Raw genomic sequence first — 17,394 nt, 5'->3', positions numbered from 1 at the left:
ATCGTCCCGGACGGGCGTTGCGCAGCCGGGCGCCTTGCGTGCTATTCCGCCTCGGGCCCGGCGTTCACCCAGTTCCGCAGCCGTTCCAGCGGCTCGCGGTCGATGGTCAGGAAGCGCAGGCCGGCGAAGGCCTGGCCGGGCGTGTTCGCCGGCGCCGACCAGACCAGGTGTGCGCCCACGTCGATCGGCTGGTCCTGGCCGCGTGCATCCTGCAGATGGAAGCGCAACTGGTACAGCGCGTCGTCGACCACCGGCTCGGTGGCGACCAGCAACATGCCGGACTCGGAGAGATTGCCCAGCCGGCCGATGACCTGCTCGGTCATCAGGTCGAACACCGGGACCGGCTTGGGCACGGCGCGCCGGCGGGCGCGGCGGAACTCGCGCATCATGCGGCGTCTCCTGCGGGTTCGCCGCTGCGGCCGGTGAGGCTGCGCAGCGCGTTGAGGGTGGCGTTCCAGGCGCGGTCGATAAGGCGGCCGCGGTCTTCGGTGACCACCTGCGCCTGGCCCTTGGCCATCAGGTGCGCCAGCGTGTCCAGCGAATGCTCGCCCACGCGCTGGCCGCGCTGGTTGACGAACAGCGCGTTGCCGGTGACCGGGCTGAACCATGACAGGCGCTGGCGTTGCACGTCGCCCTGCTGGTTGCGGGTGAATTCGAACCACGTGCCGAACGGCAGCGCGCGCAGGTAGTCGTAGCACTCCTGTTCCTGCGGCGTCCGTGGCTGCACGACCTTCTTCTTCGCCTCGCCCTGGCCGCCCAGGCGCGCACGTGCCTTCAGGCGCGCGGTCAGTTCGGTGCGCGAGGTGGTCTCGTCTTCCTCGGCGCTGGACAGCCGCCGCGAGATCGCCGCGGCTTCGTCCTCGTGGTAGCCGACCTGCACCAGCGATTTCTCGATCTTGCCGGCCAGCTCGGGGTTGGCGGGCTGCGAGGCGGTCGTGGCGGCGACGATTTCCAGCGTGGTCTGCAGCTGATCGGCCCATTCCTGCGACGACTCGCCGTTGCGCAGCTGGGTGAGCGTGAGCACGTCGGCCCAGGCTTGGCTGAGCAGGGCCTGCACGAATTTCTGCGGCTTGGCCTCGGCCATCGCCGATTCGATGGTGTCGGCGGCCTTCTGCTTGGCGATCTCCAGCCGGTCCTTGCCGCGCGCGGCCTCGATCTGCCGGCGTTCGGCCAGCTCGGCCTTGCGCGCCGCCGCCTGCAGGTGCTGCTGCACGTCGCGGTTGGCGTCCTCGAAGACGGTCTCGTCGCCTTCGTAGGTCTCGACGACGGTTTCGACGGCCTTGTGCAGGCGCTGGACGAGATGCGGATCCACGTCGTCGTCGCCCAGCCACGTGGCGCCGGACTCGGCCACCGTGTTGAGCAGGTCGCGCGCCGGGTGCTGCGCACGCAGGAAGAAGTTGCGGTCGCGCAGCGCGGCCTGCACGACCGGCACCTGCAGCCGCACCAGCATGTCGGCGGCCGGCGCATCGTGCTGCACTTCCCGTTCGATCTCGTTGTACAGCAGGTCGAGCAGTTCGAACGTGTCCGAATCCGCGCTGGCCAGGGTCGCGCCGGGACCGTGCTTGGCGCGCACCTCGGACAGCATGAGCTGCTGCAGGTCCGCGACGGTGCGACGTGGCTGGTCCGGCGTGCGCACGGGCAGCGGCGCCGTCTGCAGGACCTGCAGCGTGCTGAGGACATCGGGCGTGGGCAGCAGGCGACGTGCGACAGGGATGCCCGTGGTTCCATGTGCACCGCCACCGCCACCGCCACCGCCACCGCCACCGCCACCGCCACCGCCGGACGTGCCGGCGGTTCCGCCCGGGCCCGCCATGCCGTCTGCATGGCCGCCACCGCGGTGGCCCGCGCCAGGCGTGCTGCCGGTAGCCGCGCCGGGCTCATCCGCCATCGAGTCGATCTCGCCTGCCCGGGCAAGCGCATCGGCCTGCAGGCCGCCCCGGCGGATGGAAAGCAGTTTCTGCAGGACCTCGAACGAGCCCGTCGTGTCCTGTGCGGCCTGTCCGGTGGCCGCCGTGCCATCGGACGTCGCGCCGCCCGGTGCCGGTGCCGTCGTGCCCGTGCCCACGCCACCGCTTGCCGTGCCGCCGGTCAGCGCGCCGGCGACCGCATGCAGCTGTTCGGGCGTCAGCGTGGCCCAGTGCGCACCGGCCTGGCTCTGCCAGCCGGTCATCGGGCGCGTGGTGCCTCGCGCTTCGTCGCTCGGCGGACGCACGACCTCGAGATTGCGCGCGCGCCGCGGCATGTAGGCCAGGCCCGGCAGGATGCCCTCGCGGACGAGGAACTGGTTCACCGTGTTCGCCCACTCGGTGTAGTTCAGCATCACCTTGTGGTCGAAGCTGCGGTACAGCACCAGTTGCGCGTCGATGGAGAGCTCGAGGCAGGCGGCCGCGTCCTTGAGCAGGTGGCACAGGCGGTGGGGCCCCAGCGGCAGCGTGTCGGCCTCGTAGGCGGGACGGCAGGCCAGCACGCCGAACCGCTGGCCCAGCATCAGGATCTGCGCATTGCCGCGCTGCTCGTGCCGCCGCGCGACTTCGCGCAGCACGATCTCCTGGTCCATCGCCGCATCTTCGACCAGGGTCAGCGTCTGGTAGTCCAGCCGCAACGGTGCCGGTTCGCCGGCGGGCCGTCCGCTGCGGATGCCGGCCAGTTCCGCTTCCAGCGCGAACATGTAATGGGGCACCAGCTCGACCCGGTTCTTCTGCAGCGAACGCAGGTCCACGAAGATCTGCGTCTGCGCGTGGTTGCTGCGGGCCTGTTCGGCCTGCTTGAACAGCTGCTGCTCGAATTCCACCAGCATGCCGTTCAACGCGGCGACGAAATCGGTGGCGATGTGGTCGAACAGGTTCTGCAGCACGCGCCGCACGCGCGGCGGCAGCGCCGACGATGCGATCGTGGTCGGCGCGGCAGCGGACGTCGGCGGTCGTGTCGCGGTCATCGGTACGGTCGGCTCCCCTCGTGCTCCATCATTATCACACCCCGTATCGCTTGCGCACCTTCCATGGCCGTGCCGCAGCACGACGGGCGTCAGGCATCCAGGAACAGTTCGATCACGTCGTTGGTGAACCGGCGGCCCAGCGCGGTGGGTCGCGCGTGGGTGTCGGACACCTCCAGCCACCCGGCCTGCAAGGCCTGTTCCAGTGCCGGCGCGATGCTCGTCAGCGGCATTCCCGTTGTGGCGGTGAAATCGGCCAATGCAAAGCCATCGTGCAGGCGCAGCGCATTGAGCATGAACTCGAATGGGCGGCGCGCCGGCGTGATGTCGTCGTCGCCGCCGATGGCCTGCGGCGTACCCGCCGTGGCCAGATAGCTGGTCGGATGCTTCACCTTCCAGCGGCGCAGGATCTGTTGCGTCGCACCCACGGTGATCTTGCCGTGCGCGCCGGCGCCGATGCCGATGTAATCGCCATAACGCCAGTAGTTGAGGTTGTGCGCGCAGCGGCGATCCGGACGCGCATAGGCGCTGACTTCGTAGTGGCCATAGCCGGCGTCGGCCAGCAGCGCCTGGCAGTGTTCCTGCATGTCCCAGGCGTGGTCGTCGTCGGGGATGCCCTGCGGCGGGCGGGCGAAGAACACCGTGTTCGGCTCCAGCGTGAGCTGGTAGTGCGAGATGTGCGCCGGCTGCAGAGCGAAAGCGCGCTGCAGGTCGTGTTCGGCCATCGCCAGCGTCTGCCCGGGCAGGGCGTACATCAGGTCGAGGTTGACGTTGTCGAAGCCGGCATCCTGCGCCAGCTTCACCGCGTGCTCGGCTTCGTGGCTGTCATGGATGCGGCCGAGCTTCTTCAGGCTTTCGTCGTCGAAGCTCTGGATGCCGAAGCTGATGCGGTTCACGCCGGCAGTGCGGTAGTGCTCGAAGCGGCCGTGCTCGGCGGTGCCGGGGTTGGTCTCCAGCGTGATCTCCAGCCCCGGCGCGAAGCGCAGCCGACTGCTCGCGCCCTGCAGGAAGCGGTCGATCGCCGCCGGCGGGAACAGGCTGGGTGTGCCGCCGCCGAAGAACACGCTTTGCACGGTGCGTCCCCACACCAGCGGCAGGTCGTGGTCCAGGTCGCGCAGCAGCGCATCGACGTACTGGTCGAACGGCAGCTCGCCCTTGCCCTGGTGCGAGTTGAAGTCGCAGTACGGGCATTTGCGCACGCACCACGGCATGTGTACGTACAGGGACAGGGGCGGCGGGTTGAGCATGGATCAGGGCAGGTCGAGCAGCCGCTGCTTGAGCCCGGCCAGCGCCTTGCCTCGGTGGCTGATGCGGTTCTTCTCGGCCAGCGGCATTTCCGCCGCGGTCTGCCCGCGCTGCGGGTCGAAGAACACCGGGTCGTAGCCGTGCCCGCCGCTGCCGCGACGCTCGTGCAGGATGCGGCCGCGCCATTCGCCTTCGACGATCAGCGGCTGCGGATCGTGCGCGTGGCGCAGCAGCACCAGCACGCAGTAGAAGTGGGCGCCGCGCTGCTCGCCGGCGACGTCCTTCAGCGCATCCAGCAGCTTGTCGATGTTGCGGTCCGCGTTGCCGTGCTCGCCGGCGTAGCGCGCCGAGTACAGGCCGGGCGCGCCGTTCAGCGCATCCACGCAGATGCCCGAGTCGTCGGCCAGCGCGGGCAAGCCGGTCTGCAGGCTGGCGTGGCGCGCCTTGATCAGCGCGTTCTCCACGAAGGTCGTGCCGGTCTCGTCGGCGTCCTCGATGCCCAGGTCGGAGTGCGCGACCAGCTCGATGCCGGTGTCGGCCAGCAGGTCGCGGAGTTCTTCCAGCTTGCCCTGGTTGGAGGAGGCGAGGACGAGTTTCATGGCGGATCAGCCTTGGGTTGCAGCAGGTCCCAGCGGTTGCCGTAGGCATCGCGGAACACGGCGACGGTGGCATAGCTTTCCTCGCGCGGTGTCTCGAGGAACTCGACGCCGGCGGCGGTCATGCGCGCGTGGTCGCGCCAGAAGTCGTCGGTCTGCAGGAAGAAGCCCACGCGTCCGCCGGTCTGGTCGCCGATGCGCGCGCGTTGTTCGTCCGTTGTTGCGACCGCGAGCAGCAGGTCCGTCGTGCCTTCGCCTTGCGGGGCCACGCGCACCCAGCGCTTGCCGCCGCCGAGGTCGGTGTCCTCGCGAAGCTCGAAGCCGAGCGCATCGCGGTAATGCGCGATGGCGCGGTCGTAGTCGTCGACGAGCAAGGTAACCAGGTTGAGGGTCTGCATGACGAAATCCTTGTCTCTGTAGGAGCGCCCCATGGGTGCGATGCTTTTCTGCATGATCTGATCGAAGAGCATCGCCCCCATGGGACGCTCCTACAAGGGGTGCGGGATCAGCCGGCCAGCGCCGCGCGCTGCGCCGCGAACAGTTCGCCGATGCCCTTCTCGCCCAGGGCGAGCAGCGCATCCAGTTCGTCGCGACGGAACGCATGCCCTTCGGCCGTGCCCTGCAGCTCGATGAAGCCGCCGCCGTCGTTCATCACCAGGTTCATGTCGGTGTCGCAGTCGCTGTCTTCGGGGTAATCCAGGTCCAGCACGGGCACGCCGCGGTAGATGCCGACCGACACCGCCGCGACGGCGCCATGCACCACATCGCGCTTGATCTCGTTGCGGCCCTTCAGCCAGTTCACCGCGTCCACCAGCGCCACGTAGGCGCCGGTGATGGCGGCGGTACGGGTGCCGCCGTCGGCCTGCAGCACGTCGCAGTCCAGCGTGATGGTGCGTTCGCCCAGTGCGCCGCGGTCCACGCAGGCGCGCAGCGTGCGGCCGATCAGGCGCTGGATTTCCAGCGTGCGTCCACCCTGCTTGCCGCGCGAGGCTTCGCGGTCGCTGCGGGTATGCGTGGAGCGCGGCAACATGCCGTATTCCGCGGTCACCCAGCCTTCGCCCTTGCCGCGCAGGAAGCCCGGCACCTTGTTCTCCACCGTCGCCGTGCACAGCACGCGGGTGTGGCCGAAGCTGACCAGCACCGAGCCTTCCGCGTGGCGGGTGTAATTGCGCAGGATGCTCACATCGCGCATCTGGTCGGGCAGGCGGCCGCTGGGGCGGGAAAAGGACATGGGGGCATCCGCAATGAGGGGGGCGAAGTCTACCAGTCCGCCCCGCCGGGCCCGGTCCCCGGGGCAGGGGCTGCTAAGATGCGCCGCTCGTTGACCCGATGGGCTTCCACATGATCCGCAGCATGACGGCGTTCGCCACCGCCGAACGCGCCACCGACGGCGGCACGCTGGGGGCCGAACTGCGCGCGGTCAACCACCGCTTCCTGGAACTGGGCGTCCGCCTGCCGGACGAACTGCGCGTGCTGGAACCGGCGCTGCGCGAGCGCGTCGCCTCGCGCGTGTCGCGCGGCAAGCTGGACCTGACCCTGCGCCTGCGGGCGCCGGAAGGTGGCGGCGCGCTGCAGCTCAACCCGAACGTCGTGGGGCAGCTGTCGGAGCTGGCCGCGGACCTGGCCCTGCGCGTGCCCAACCTGCGCACCGAACTGACCGACCTGCTGCAGTTCCCCGGCGTGCTGCAGAGCAAGGGCGTGGACATGGAAGCGCTGCAGGCCGAGGCGCTGGCGCTGCTGGACACGGTGCTGGACCAGTTCGTCGCCGCGCGCGAGCGCGAGGGCGGCAAGCTGGTGGCGGCGATCCTGGAGCGCGTGGACGGCATCGCCGCGCTGGCGGCCGAGGTGCGCACGCTGATCCCGCAGATCCGCGCCGGCCAGCGGCAGAAGCTGGAGGCACGCCTGGCCGACGTGGCGCAGAACATGGAGCAGGGCCGGCTGGAGCAGGAACTGGTGCTGTGGCTGCAGAAACTCGACGTGGACGAGGAGCTCGACCGCCTCGACAGCCACGTGAAGGAGATCCGCCGCGTCTTCACCCAGAAGGAACCGCAGGGACGCCGGCTGGACTTCCTGCTGCAGGAGTTCAACCGCGAGGCCAACACGCTGGGCTCCAAGTCCGTCGACATCCGCACCACCAACATCGCGGTGGAGCTGAAGGTGCTGATCGACCAGATCCGCGAACAGGCGCAGAACATTGAATAAGACCGGGAATGGGGAATGGGGAGTGGGGAATGGGAGAAGCGAGAGCGCTTCCGTTCGCTATGCCTTCTGCGACGTGCGCATTGCGCTGCTTCTACAATTCCCCACTCCCCATTCCCCATTCCCGGTCCCCTGATGCGCGGAACCCTCTACATCGTCGCGGCACCCTCCGGGGCGGGCAAGAGCAGCATCGTCAACGCCGTGCTGGCGCGGGACACCGACATCGCGCTGTCCATCTCCTTCACCTCGCGCGCCGCGCGCCCGGGTGAACGGCATGCGCAGCACTACCACTTCATCAGCGCCGACGAGTTCAAGGCGATGATCCGCGCCGGCGACTTCTTCGAGTACGCGGAAGTGCATGGCGACTGGAAGGGCACCGCGCGCCAGTCGGTCGAGCCGCAGCTCGACGCCGGCAAGGACGTGCTGCTGGAGATCGACTGGCAGGGCGCACGCCAGGTGCGCGAGAAGGTGCCGGACGCGGTCAGCGTGTTCATCCTGCCGCCCTCGCGCGACGCGCTGGAGCAGCGCATGCGCAACCGCGGACAGGACAGCGAAGAGGTGATCCAGCGCCGTCTGGCCGCCGCCCGCGAGGAGATGTCGCACTACGACGAGTTCGACTACGTCATTGTCAATGACGTGTTCGACGAAGCGGTCGCCCAGATGCACGCCATCTTCACCGCCAGCCGCCTGCGCCGGGAGGCCCAGGACGTGCGCCATGCCGGCCTGATCGCGGCCCTGCTGGCGGAATAGCGCGCACCGCGGTAGAGCCGAGCTTGCTCGGCTCCGCATGCCTGGGTCGGTGGGGTCGGAGTGGAAACAGCGGAGCCCGCTCCGCTCTAAGGCGATCGGGGCCAGCAATCTCGCTTAAATCCTTGATTTGCAAGGAAAGGCTTGCAATGCCGGGGCCGGCTGCCTACAATCCCGGCCCCTTTCCGTATTCACTGGGCGGCCAGCCGGTCGCCGGGAGCCCGCATGGCCCGCATCACCGTCGAAGATTGCCTGGAAGTCGTCAACAACCGTTTCGAGCTGGTCACCATGGCCGCCAAGCGCGCCCGCCAGCTGGCCAACGGTGTGGACGCGCAGATCGACAACACCGAAGCGCAGGACAAGCCCACCGTGCTGGCGCTGCGCGAGATCGCCGCGCGCAAGATCGACAACGACCTGATCGACCGCGTCGAGAAGGCCGAGCGCGAGCGCGCCGAGCGCGAAGCGCTGGAGTGGGCCGCCGCGGAAGTGGTCGCCGACGACGACCTGTCGAAGGGCGACGACTGATCGCTTTCGACTAACGTTCCGATCGGAACGGATGATCGACGAAAGGCCCGCGCAAGCGGGCTTTTCGCGTTCCGGGGCCGCCGATCCGCGTTGCCGTGGCGACGTGACTGGCATAGTCTGGCGGCATGACTTCAGGCCGCAACGCCAAGGCGCTCCGCACCCCCGCTTCGTCGCGTGACGAGAGCGTGCCGGAGTACGTCAGCCAGTTCGAGCGGCTGGTGACGTACCTGCCGAAGGAGCAGCTGCCGCTGCTGCGGCGCGCCTGGGAAGTCGGTGCCGCCGCGCACGCGGGCCAGACCCGCAAGTCCGGCGAGCCCTACATCACCCATCCGGTGGCGGTGGCCGGCGTGCTGGCCGAACTGGGCATGGACGCCGAGACGCTGATCGCGGCGATCCTGCATGACACCATCGAGGACACGCCGCTGACCGGCGCCGACATCGCGGCCGAATTCGGCGAGTCGGTCGCGGAACTGGTCGAGGGCGTCACCAAGCTGGACAAGCTGAAGTTCCGTGACCGCCAAGAAGCGGCCGCCGAGAGCTTCCGCAAGATGCTGCTGGCCATGTCGCGCGACCTGCGCGTGATCATGATCAAGCTGGCCGACCGCCTGCACAACATGCGCACGCTGGGCGCGCAGAGCAGCGAAGCACGCGGGCGCATCGCACGCGAAACGCTGGAGATCTACGCGCCCATCGCGCAGCGACTGGGCATGAACCTGGTCAAGTCGGAGCTGCAGGATCTCGGCTTCCGCGCGCTGCATCCGTGGCGCCACGCGGTGATCGACAAGCACATCCGCAGCCAGCCGGTGATGCGTCGCGAATCCATGGCCCAGATCGAGGCCCACCTGTCGCAGCGGCTGGCGAAGGAAGGCATCGAGCATCGCCTGGTCAGCCGGGTCAAGACGCCCTGGAGCATCTACAACAAGATGCGCGGCGAAGGGAAAAGCTTCGACCGCGTGATGGACGTGTTCGGCTTCCGTGTCGTCGTCGATTCGGTGCCGGACTGCTACCACGCGCTGGGCGCGGTGCATGCGCAGTACAAGCCGCTCGACGGGCGCTTCCGCGATTTCATCGCCATTCCCAAGGCCAACGGCTACCAGTCGCTGCACACGGTACTGTTCGGTCCCTATGGTTCGCCGATCGAGGTGCAGATCCGCACCACCGAGATGGACCTGGTCGCCGAGCGCGGCATCGCGGCGCACTGGACCTACAAGTTCGGCACCGATGCGCCGAACAGCGCGCAGAACCGCGCGCACGCGTGGATCGTGGAACTGATCGACAACCAGCGCGCCGCCGGCTCGTCGCTGGAGTTCCTCGACAACGTCAAGGTCGACCTGTTCCCTGACGAGGTCTACCTGTTCACGCCGAAGGGCAAGATCCTGTCGCTGCCGCGCAATGCCACCGCGCTGGACTTCGCCTACGCGGTGCACACCGACGTCGGCAACCAGGCGGTGGCCTCGCGCGTCGACAAGAAGCTGGTGCCGCTGCGCACCAAGCTGGTCAGCGGGCAGAGCGTGGAGATCATCACCGCCAAGTCCGCGGCACCCAAGCCGCAGTGGCTGGAGTTCGTCGTCACCAGTAAAGCGCGCACCGCCATCCGCCACCAGCTGAAGCAGCTGGAGCACGAGGACGCCGTGCAGCTCGGCCACCGCATGCTCGACCGCGCGCTGGAGGACCTCGACAGCTCGCTGGAGCGCCTGCCGCAGCAGCGTCTGGAAGCCTTCCTCACCGAACACAAGTACCCGCGCCTGGAGGCCTTCCTGGCCGACGTGGCGCTGGGCAACTGGATGCCGGCGCAGGCGGCGCAGGCGCTGACTGCGTTCGCGGAACTGCGCGCCGGTGGGCACTCCAAGCATTCGCAGGAGAAGATCCTGATCACCGGCGGCGAGCGCGGCGTGGTCAGCTTCGCGCAGTGCTGCCAGCCGATCCCGGGCGACGAGATCATGGGCTACCACACCGCCGGCAAGGGCATCGTGGTGCATCGGCTGGATTGCCCCAACGTCACCGAGTTCCGCAAGTCGCCGGAGCGCTGGGTGCCGATCGCATGGGATGCCAAGGTCACCGGCGACTACGATGCCGCGCTGCTGATCGACGTGGAGAACCGACCCGGCGTGCTGGCGCAGGTCGCCGCCGCGGTCGCCAAGAGCCAGTCCAATATCGAGCGCGTCGAGTATCTGGAGCGCGACATCAACGTCGCCGTGCTGCGCTTCTCGATCCAGGTGCGCGACCGCAACCATCTGGCGGAAGTGATGCGCCGGCTGCGGCGCCTCAACGTCGTGCACGGCGTGCGCCGGCAGTGACGTAGGGCGGGCCCAGGCCCGCCGTGTTGGTGCCTGTGCTCGCGCCGACGTCGTTCGGCAGCATTGCTTTGTTGTCCAATGCCATCGCGATCCGACCGGTTGCGATGGCGGGCCTGGGCCCGCCCTACGTAGAATCCCGGTATCCACACAGGAGTCGCGCATGAGCAAGCAGATCATCCACACCGACCAGGCGCCCGCCGCCATCGGCCCCTACTCGCAGGCCGTGCGTGCCGGCAACACGGTGTATTTCTCCGGTCAGATCCCGCTGGATCCGGTCACCGGCAACCTGGTGGATGGCGACATCGCCGCGCAGGCACGTCGCGCATTCGACAACCTCAAGGCGGTGGCGGAAGTGGCGGGCGGCTCGCTCGACCGCATCGTGCGGCTCGGCCTGTACCTGACCGACCTGTCGCAGTTCGCGGCCGTCAATGCGGTGATGCAGGATTACTTCGTCGCGCCGTATCCCGCGCGCTCGACGATCGAAGTCTCGGGCCTGCCGAAGGGCGCGGCCTTCGAAGTCGATGCGGTGATGGTGCTCGACTGAGGACAGCGTATCCGTAGTGCCGAGCTCACTCGGCACCACACACTGTCCGCCGCAGGAACAAAGAGCAGCGGAGCAGGCTCCGCTTTACGAAGGCGTGGCACGGACTCTGGTGTGGAGATGAAAGGCAGCGGAGCAAGCTCCGCTCTACGCGGGTGACCGCCGCGTCTCGCTCGGCGTGTGTCCGGTCCAGCGCTTGAATGCGCGGCGGAACTCGCGCACGTCGTTGAAGCCGATCTGGCTGCCGACGCTGGCGATGGTCGTTTCCGCATCCTGCAGCAGTTCCAGCGCACGTTCGGTGCGTACGCGGTCGTGCACGGCACTGAAGCTGGTGCCTTCCTCGGCGAGCTGGCGGCGCAGCGTGCGCTCGCTCAGGTGCAGGGCGGTGGCGACGTCGGTCATCTGCGGGTTGTCGCGCAGGCGCGGCCGCAACTGGCGTTCGACCGCGGCAGTGGTCTCGCCGCGCAGCGACATCGCGGTGAGTTGCGCCCGGCACAGCGCGAGCGCCTGTCGCGAGGTCACCGGGTTGTAGCTGGCGAACGGCAGCTCCATCCAGCGCCGGTCCACCACCATGGCGTGCTGCGGCTGGTCGAAACGCACCTCGCAGCCGAACCGGTCTCCATAGCGCGCGGCGTAACGTGGCGCCGGATAGCCAAGCTCAAGCCGAACCGGATGGAATTCCGGACCCGCCAGTTCGCGCGCCAGCATCAGCGTGCTGGCGAACATCTCCTCGCACAGGAACGGCAGCAGATCGGCGGCTTCTTCCGGCGCGGTGGCGACCACGGCCAGGCTGCCGTCGTCGCGGTCCTGCATGTCCAGGTCCATCAGCGGACCGAGGTTGCGCTGGTACTCCAGCCCGATCTGCACCGCGTCGCCGAACGTCGGCGCGGTCTTCATCGCCAGCCCCAGCAGGCCGAAGTTGCCGCCGTTCTGCTTCTCGCCCATGGCCAGGCCGACGCCGTCGATGGGCAGGGTCGGCAGGGCGCGGCGGATGATCTCGCTTGCCTGGCGGTAGGACACGCGTGCCAGCGGGTCGTGGATCTCCTGCACGTTCATCCGCATGCCGGCGAACCAGCCCTCGGCGTTCACGCCGAACTCGCCGGCGAGCAGCACCAGGCCGCACAGCATGTTGGTGGGCAGGTTGGCGATCGACAGGCGATTGCCCAGTCCGGTTTTCCAGCGCATCGGAGCCCCTCCAGCTTGTCCGCTTTGCCCCCCGTAGTATGCCGCTCCCGCCCTCCGTGTCGCACCTGCCCGCACACCAGACTGCGGGGCACTACGCAGGCGTATGGGAGGGGAGACTCATGCAGCGCATCATGTCCGTGGCAGTGGCCGGCGCCTTGGCGCTCGTGGTGGGCGCCTGCCAGCCCAAGGCGCCCGAAACCGCCAGCGCCCCGGCGGCCGACGCCGGCTTCGCCGCCACCCTGCAGGAGCGCCTGCTGGATGCCAGGCCGGGCGACGTCATCGACATCCCGGCCGGCCGCCATAGCTTCGACCGCAGCCTGACCCTGCGCGCGGACGGGGTGACCATCCGCGGCGCCGGCATGGACAAGAGCGTGCTGAGCTTCAAGGGGCAGAAGGCCGGCGCCGAGGGCCTGCTGGTCAATGGCGACGACTTCACCATCGAGAACCTCACCATCGAGGATTCCAGGGGCGACGGCCTGAAGATCAGCGAGTCGTCGAACATCACCATCCGCGGCGTCAAGGTGCAATGGACCGGCGGCCCGAGCACGAAGAACGGCGCCTACGGCATCTACCCGGTACTGACGAAGAACGTGCTGATCGAGGACACCGTGTCGATCGGCGCGTCCGATGCCGGCATCTACGTGGGCCAGTCCGATGGCGTGATCGTGCGCCGCAGCCGCGCCGAGCAGAACGTGGCCGGCATCGAGATCGAGAACACCATCAACGCCGATGTCTACGAGAACGTCGCCACCGGCAACACCGGCGGCATCCTGGTCTTCAACATGCCCGGCCTGTCGCAGCAGGGCGGCAACATCCGCGTCTACGACAACAAGGTGATCGCCAACAACCACGAGAATTTCGGCGCCAAGGGCACACCGGTGGCCAGCGTGCCGGCGGGATCGGGCATCGTGATCAATTCCAACGACGACATCGAAGTGTTCGGCAACGAGATCCGCGACAACGCGACCGCCAACATCATCGTCTCCAGCGTCTATTCCACCGGCTACAAGGACAGCAGCGCCTCGCCCAACTTCGATCCGTATCCGGAGCGCATCTTCATCCACGGCAATACCCTGTCGGGAGGCGGCGATTCGCCCGACGGCTTCGACCTGAAGGCGTTGAAGGTGGCGACCTACGGGCTGCGCGGCAACTTCCCCGACGTGCTGTGGGATGGTTACTACAACAAGGACCGCGTGGTGGACGGCAAGAAGACCGGTCCGCAGATCTGCCTGCGCGACGTCAACGGCGTGGTCAACGCCGATGGCCCGGGCGGCTACAGAAATCCGAACAAGGACGCGAAGATCCATGACTGCGAACTGCCGCGCCTGCCGGCGGTCGACCTGAAGCGCGGTTGAGGCCGTCGCGCATGCGGTATCGCGTGGTGATGTGGCTTGCCGCCCTGGTAGCGTGCACGGCGCTGCCCGCGTGCAGGCAGGCACCGCAGGTGCATTTTTTCGCCGAAGGCCAGCCGGCGACGCTGGACGAGTGGGGGGTGTTGCGAGTCGAAGACGGTCATCTGCGCCTCAACGAAGGCGTGGTGCCCTACGACCTCAACACGCCGTTGTTCAGTGACTACGCGCACAAGCTGCGCACCGTGTGGATGCCGGCGGGTACATCGGCGACGTACCAGGCGGAGCAGAGCTTCGACTTTCCCGTCGGCACCATCCTCAGCAAGACGTTCTACTACCCGCTGCCGGAAGGAAAGCCGTGGGATGGCAAGTCCGTCGCGCGCACGCCGCCGTCGCAGTCGTCGCTGGAAGGCGAGGCGCTGGATCTGGCCAAGGTACGCCTGATCGAGACACGCCTGCTCGTGCACCGGGCGGAGGGCTGGGTGGCGCTGCCTTACGTGTGGAACGACGCGCAGACGGCGGCGACGCTGAAGCGCACCGGCGACCTGGTCGCGCTCGAACTCGTCGATGCGCAGGGCAAGCGCGAGTCCGCCGATTACCAGGTGCCTGACCAGAACCAGTGCGGCGGTTGCCACATCACCGACAACAAGTCGCGCAAGCTGCTGCCGATCGGTCCGAAGGCGCGGCACCTGAACCGCGACTTCGACTATGCGGGCGGCAAGGAGAACCAGCTGGCGCATCTGGTGCGCGTCGGTTACCTGACCGGCGTGCCTGCGTCGCCGCCGCGGCTGGTCGACGCCATGGATGCGCAGGCGCCGCTCGATGCGCGCGCGCGCGCCTACCTGGATGTCAATTGCGGCCATTGCCACAGCGCCACCGGCCCGGCGATCACCTCGGGCCTGTGGCTGGGTGCGCACACGCAGGACCGGCTGAAGCTGGGCTTCTGCAAGCAGCCGATCGCGGCGGGCAAGGGGACCGGCAATCGGCGCTACGACATCGTGCCGGGGCATGCGGCCGATTCCATCTTCGACTACCGGTTGGACAGCGACGACCCCGCGATCATGATGCCGGAGCTGGGGCGCTCGGTCGTCCATCGGGAAGGGGTCGAACTGATCCGCGCATGGATCGACGCGCAGGCAGGCAGTTGCGATACGGCAAGTAAGGAAAGTGAACCACCGCCGGCCACCTGAGGCCGGTTTCCGCACAACGCTTCCGGGAGGGCGTGATGAGAGTGATGCAACGGAATCTGGTCGTGGGGCTTCGGCGCGCGCTGTTCGGCGGTTGCGTGGCGCTGGGCGCGAGCGGGTCGGCCTGGGCGCAGGCGACGCCCGAAGGCGAACAGCAGGCCACCAACCTCGACACCATCACCGTCACCGCGCAGAGTCGCCAGCAGGAACTGCAGGACGTGCCGATTGCGCTGCAGGTCGTCGACCAGCAACTGCTCGATGACGTTGCGGCGGAGAACCTGGGCGACATCGACGCCTTCGTGCCGGGCCTGGTGGTGGACGCCGCCCAGCCGACCCAGCCGTCGTTCCGCCTGCGTGGCGTGGAGACCAACGACTTCGGCATCGGCACCGATCCGGCGGTCGGCATTTTCGTCGACGGCGTGTACGGCGGCCGCGGCGGTGGCGTGCTGCTGCCGTTCCTCGATGTCGAGCGCATCGAAGTGCTGAAGGGGCCGCAGGGCACCCTGTTCGGCCGCAATACCGCTGCGGGCGCGATCTCGCTGGTGACGCGGCGGCCGCAGGACGAGACCGAGGCGAGGTTGCGCCTGCGGCTCGGCAACTACGGCAAGCAGTACGTCGATGCGATGTGGAACATCCCGGTCAGCGACGTCTCCGCGTTCCGGGTGAATGCGCTGTTCAACCACAGCGACGGCTGGTTCCAGGATGGGGCCACCGGCAAGGACCTGGGCGGCGAGAACGTGTGGGCCGCGCGCGCGGCATGGCAGTTGCGCATGGGCGACAACACCACCGCGCTGCTGAGCTGGGATCACGAAAGTCTGGACCAGAACGGCCGCGTCACCACCGGCATCGTGCCGTTGCCGGCGTTTCCGCAACGGCCGCCGGTGCCGGTGGATCCGGACGATTACCTCGATCCGCGCAGGACGCCGACCTACAGCGATGCCGAGAATGCCGAGTGGCGCACGTTCGACGGCGTCAACCTGATCGTCGATCACGCGTTCACCTGGGGCAACCTGACTTCGACCTCGTCGTGGCGCGAGTACGACTCGAAGAACCAGACCGAGGAAGACGGCACCAACCGCGCCGACCTCTACATCGACTCCGTCAACACCGAAAGCAACGAGACCTTCTACCAGGAGTTCAAGTTCGCCGGCAGCACCGCGCGGCTGGACTGGGTGGCAGGCGCCAGCTATTTCAAGGAAGACGCCAGGCAGACCAGCGAGGTGAACACCAACACGACCGCGCTCGGCAGCATCCTGGCGAATCAAGGGTTCGCGGCACCGGCGGGCTTCCCGTTCGCGCCTGAAGGTACGCCCTTGCTGTTCGTCATGTCGCAGATCGGACAGGCGAACGGTTTGCCGTCGTTGCTGGGTTATGGCTGGAACGAAGTCTTCAACAACACCCTCGAGACCACGGCCTACGCGGCCTTTGGCGATGTCATCTGGCGTGCGACCGACAAGCTGAACCTGACCTTCGGCCTGCGCTACACCCGCGACGAGAAGAGCTTCAGCTGGTTCAACGGGCCGCGCAACGCAGCCGAGTTCGATGCGGTGCTGAATGCGTACCTCGGTGCCGGCATTCCGCAGATGTTCCTGGTGGATCTTCCGCCAGAAGCCGCGGCCCAGATCATGTACGCCCTCACCACCTCGGTGGCCTTCGTCGACCCACCGGCGGTCGTCAACAAAGGAATCACCAATCGCGACAAGAAGAGCTGGAGCGACTTCAGCCCGCGCTTCGTGGTGGATTACCACCTCGACGACAGGACCATGGTGTTCGGCTCGCTGGCCAAGGGCTACAAGGCAGGCGGCTTCAACGCCCTGCAGATCGGTCCGGCGTTCGAGAACGAGGATGTCTGGAACCTGGAAGCCGGCATCAAGCAGTCGCTGGGCCGCTTCGCCTGGAACGCATCGGTCTTCCACTACCGCTACGACAACCGCCAGTCGGTGCGGCTGATCGATCCCGACCCGAACAACCCGGTCGACATCCCGCGCTTCGTCTTCGATACCGGCGATCTGGAAGCGACCGGCATCGACGTCGACCTGCGCTGGAAGGTCACCGACGGCTTCACGCTGGACGCGCAGGCCGAGTGGATCGATTCCAAGTACAAGGACTACGTGACGCCGGAAGGCGTGGACCTGGATGGCGAGCCGACCGGCGAACCGCGCTTCACCGCCTCGATGGGTGCGGCGTACAAGGTCGACCTGGCCGGTCATGGCGAACTTCGCTTCTCGGCGCGGCACGCCTACCGGGGCCGCAGCCGCTGCAACGAAGGCTCGGACCTGCAGGGCGATTGCGGTGTCAATGCGCTGCTCGACATCGGTGAGGCGCGCGACCGCACCGACGTCCGCATCGGCTGGACCGCGCCCAAGGGGCACTGGAGCTGGGCGGTCTACGGCAACAACGTGTTCGACAACCAGTATGTGAAGGGGCTGAACACCTATGGCCGCGGCCCGCTCGGTGTGGTGGGCGCCACCATCACGGAGCCGCGCACCTATGGCATGGAAGTGGCCGTGAAGTTCTGAGCCGCGCGGCGACGCGTCGGACGTGGGCCCCGGCATCGTGAGGTGCCGGGGTTTTTGTTTTGCGTGGTTCCC

General features: G+C 67.9%; 15 protein-coding genes. 8 read left to right on the top strand and 7 right to left on the bottom strand.

Going from position 1 to position 17,394, the window contains the following annotated elements:
* Positions 1–41: 41 nt before the first annotated feature.
* The 6 genes from ACGHX3_RS16315 to rph form a co-directional block, all read right to left on the bottom strand.
* Positions 42–389, bottom strand: coding sequence for a PilZ domain-containing protein (locus tag ACGHX3_RS16315; protein WP_162336750.1), 348 nt, complete (start codon positions 387–389; stop codon positions 42–44).
* Positions 386–2,935, bottom strand: coding sequence for a DUF1631 domain-containing protein (locus ACGHX3_RS16310; RefSeq protein WP_394695587.1), 2,550 nt, complete (start codon positions 2,933–2,935; stop codon positions 386–388). Before ACGHX3_RS16310 ends, ACGHX3_RS16315 begins: the two co-directional genes overlap by 4 nt.
* An 89-nt stretch (positions 2,936–3,024) precedes the next feature.
* A complete protein-coding gene (hemW, locus tag ACGHX3_RS16305) occupies positions 3,025–4,179 on the bottom strand; it encodes a radical SAM family heme chaperone HemW (protein ID WP_213605292.1) in 1,155 nt (384 codons plus the stop codon).
* 3 nt (positions 4,180–4,182) lie between these two features.
* Positions 4,183–4,776, bottom strand: coding sequence for an RdgB/HAM1 family non-canonical purine NTP pyrophosphatase (gene rdgB, locus ACGHX3_RS16300; protein ID WP_213605293.1), 594 nt, complete (start codon positions 4,774–4,776; stop codon positions 4,183–4,185).
* Positions 4,773–5,171, bottom strand: coding sequence for a VOC family protein (locus ACGHX3_RS16295; RefSeq protein WP_394695586.1), 399 nt, complete (start codon positions 5,169–5,171; stop codon positions 4,773–4,775). The genes rdgB and ACGHX3_RS16295 overlap by 4 nt, the downstream gene beginning before the upstream one ends.
* A 107-nt stretch (positions 5,172–5,278) precedes the next feature.
* Positions 5,279–6,004: a ribonuclease PH gene (gene rph / locus ACGHX3_RS16290; RefSeq protein ID WP_062357532.1), complete on the bottom strand. Its 726-nt coding sequence runs from the start codon at positions 6,002–6,004 to the stop codon at positions 5,279–5,281.
* Between the two features lie 110 nt (positions 6,005–6,114).
* On the opposite strand from rph, the gene ACGHX3_RS16285 reads away from it, so the two are divergent.
* From ACGHX3_RS16285 to ACGHX3_RS16265, 5 genes are all read left to right on the top strand, one after another.
* Positions 6,115–6,975 (top strand): YicC/YloC family endoribonuclease, encoded by an 861-nt coding sequence (locus ACGHX3_RS16285; protein WP_162336754.1) that lies wholly within the window; start codon positions 6,115–6,117, stop codon positions 6,973–6,975.
* A gap of 132 nt (positions 6,976–7,107) precedes the next feature.
* Positions 7,108–7,722, top strand: coding sequence for a guanylate kinase (gene gmk, locus ACGHX3_RS16280; RefSeq protein WP_213605294.1), 615 nt, complete (start codon positions 7,108–7,110; stop codon positions 7,720–7,722).
* A gap of 222 nt (positions 7,723–7,944) precedes the next feature.
* Entirely contained in the window at positions 7,945–8,244 is a 300-nt protein-coding gene (rpoZ, locus tag ACGHX3_RS16275) for a DNA-directed RNA polymerase subunit omega (protein WP_162108735.1), read from the top strand.
* 125 nt (positions 8,245–8,369) lie between these two features.
* Positions 8,370–10,541 (top strand): RelA/SpoT family protein, encoded by a 2,172-nt coding sequence (locus ACGHX3_RS16270; protein WP_394695585.1) that lies wholly within the window; start codon positions 8,370–8,372, stop codon positions 10,539–10,541.
* A gap of 160 nt (positions 10,542–10,701) precedes the next feature.
* Positions 10,702–11,085 (top strand): RidA family protein, encoded by a 384-nt coding sequence (locus tag ACGHX3_RS16265; RefSeq protein ID WP_213605295.1) that lies wholly within the window; start codon positions 10,702–10,704, stop codon positions 11,083–11,085.
* A gap of 144 nt (positions 11,086–11,229) precedes the next feature.
* Here ACGHX3_RS16265 and ACGHX3_RS16260 read toward each other — a convergent pair whose 3' ends face one another.
* Entirely contained in the window at positions 11,230–12,267 is a 1,038-nt protein-coding gene (locus tag ACGHX3_RS16260; protein ID WP_213605296.1) for an AraC family transcriptional regulator, read from the bottom strand.
* Between the two features lie 119 nt (positions 12,268–12,386).
* Here ACGHX3_RS16260 and ACGHX3_RS16255 point away from each other — a divergent pair, with 119 nt between their 5' ends.
* The 3 genes from ACGHX3_RS16255 to ACGHX3_RS16245 are packed head-to-tail and all read left to right on the top strand — an operon-like array spanning position 12,387 to position 17,322.
* On the top strand, positions 12,387–13,622 hold the full coding sequence (locus tag ACGHX3_RS16255) for a parallel beta-helix domain-containing protein (protein WP_213605297.1): 1,236 nt from the start codon (positions 12,387–12,389) through the stop codon (positions 13,620–13,622).
* Between the two features lie 11 nt (positions 13,623–13,633).
* Positions 13,634–14,806, top strand: coding sequence for an SO2930 family diheme c-type cytochrome (locus tag ACGHX3_RS16250; RefSeq protein WP_213605298.1), 1,173 nt, complete (start codon positions 13,634–13,636; stop codon positions 14,804–14,806).
* Positions 14,807–14,850: 44 nt separating this feature from the next.
* A complete protein-coding gene (locus ACGHX3_RS16245) occupies positions 14,851–17,322 on the top strand; it encodes a TonB-dependent receptor (protein ID WP_213605299.1) in 2,472 nt (823 codons plus the stop codon).
* Positions 17,323–17,394 lie beyond the last annotated feature (72 nt).

Origin of the sequence: Pseudoxanthomonas japonensis, from assembly GCF_043632995.1 — a bacterium.
In the GTDB taxonomy this organism is placed as follows: Bacteria; Pseudomonadota; Gammaproteobacteria; order Xanthomonadales; family Xanthomonadaceae; genus Pseudoxanthomonas_A; species Pseudoxanthomonas_A japonensis.
Note: the sequence above shows the minus strand (reverse complement) of the source record. Positions and strands in the feature narration are given on the sequence as shown.

Excerpts from the sequence above, each read along its gene's own strand:
- ACGHX3_RS16285 (WP_162336754.1), top strand. The coding sequence starts at position 6,115 with ATGATCCGCAGCATGACGGCGTTCGCCACCGCCGAACGCGCCACCGAC.
- ACGHX3_RS16310 (WP_394695587.1), bottom strand. The coding sequence starts at position 2,935 with ATGACCGCGACACGACCGCCGACGTCCGCTGCCGCGCCGACCACGATC.
- rph (WP_062357532.1), bottom strand. The coding sequence starts at position 6,004 with ATGTCCTTTTCCCGCCCCAGCGGCCGCCTGCCCGACCAGATGCGCGAT.
- ACGHX3_RS16255 (WP_213605297.1), top strand. The coding sequence starts at position 12,387 with ATGCAGCGCATCATGTCCGTGGCAGTGGCCGGCGCCTTGGCGCTCGTG.
- ACGHX3_RS16260 (WP_213605296.1), bottom strand. The coding sequence starts at position 12,267 with ATGCGCTGGAAAACCGGACTGGGCAATCGCCTGTCGATCGCCAACCTG.
- rdgB (WP_213605293.1), bottom strand. The coding sequence starts at position 4,776 with ATGAAACTCGTCCTCGCCTCCTCCAACCAGGGCAAGCTGGAAGAACTC.
- ACGHX3_RS16270 (WP_394695585.1), top strand. The coding sequence starts at position 8,370 with ATGACTTCAGGCCGCAACGCCAAGGCGCTCCGCACCCCCGCTTCGTCG.
- ACGHX3_RS16265 (WP_213605295.1), top strand. The coding sequence starts at position 10,702 with ATGAGCAAGCAGATCATCCACACCGACCAGGCGCCCGCCGCCATCGGC.
- hemW (WP_213605292.1), bottom strand. The coding sequence starts at position 4,179 with ATGCTCAACCCGCCGCCCCTGTCCCTGTACGTACACATGCCGTGGTGC.
- rpoZ (WP_162108735.1), top strand. The coding sequence starts at position 7,945 with ATGGCCCGCATCACCGTCGAAGATTGCCTGGAAGTCGTCAACAACCGT.
- ACGHX3_RS16245 (WP_213605299.1), top strand. The coding sequence starts at position 14,851 with ATGCAACGGAATCTGGTCGTGGGGCTTCGGCGCGCGCTGTTCGGCGGT.
- ACGHX3_RS16315 (WP_162336750.1), bottom strand. The coding sequence starts at position 389 with ATGATGCGCGAGTTCCGCCGCGCCCGCCGGCGCGCCGTGCCCAAGCCG.
- gmk (WP_213605294.1), top strand. The coding sequence starts at position 7,108 with ATGCGCGGAACCCTCTACATCGTCGCGGCACCCTCCGGGGCGGGCAAG.
- ACGHX3_RS16250 (WP_213605298.1), top strand. The coding sequence starts at position 13,634 with ATGCGGTATCGCGTGGTGATGTGGCTTGCCGCCCTGGTAGCGTGCACG.
- ACGHX3_RS16295 (WP_394695586.1), bottom strand. The coding sequence starts at position 5,171 with ATGCAGACCCTCAACCTGGTTACCTTGCTCGTCGACGACTACGACCGC.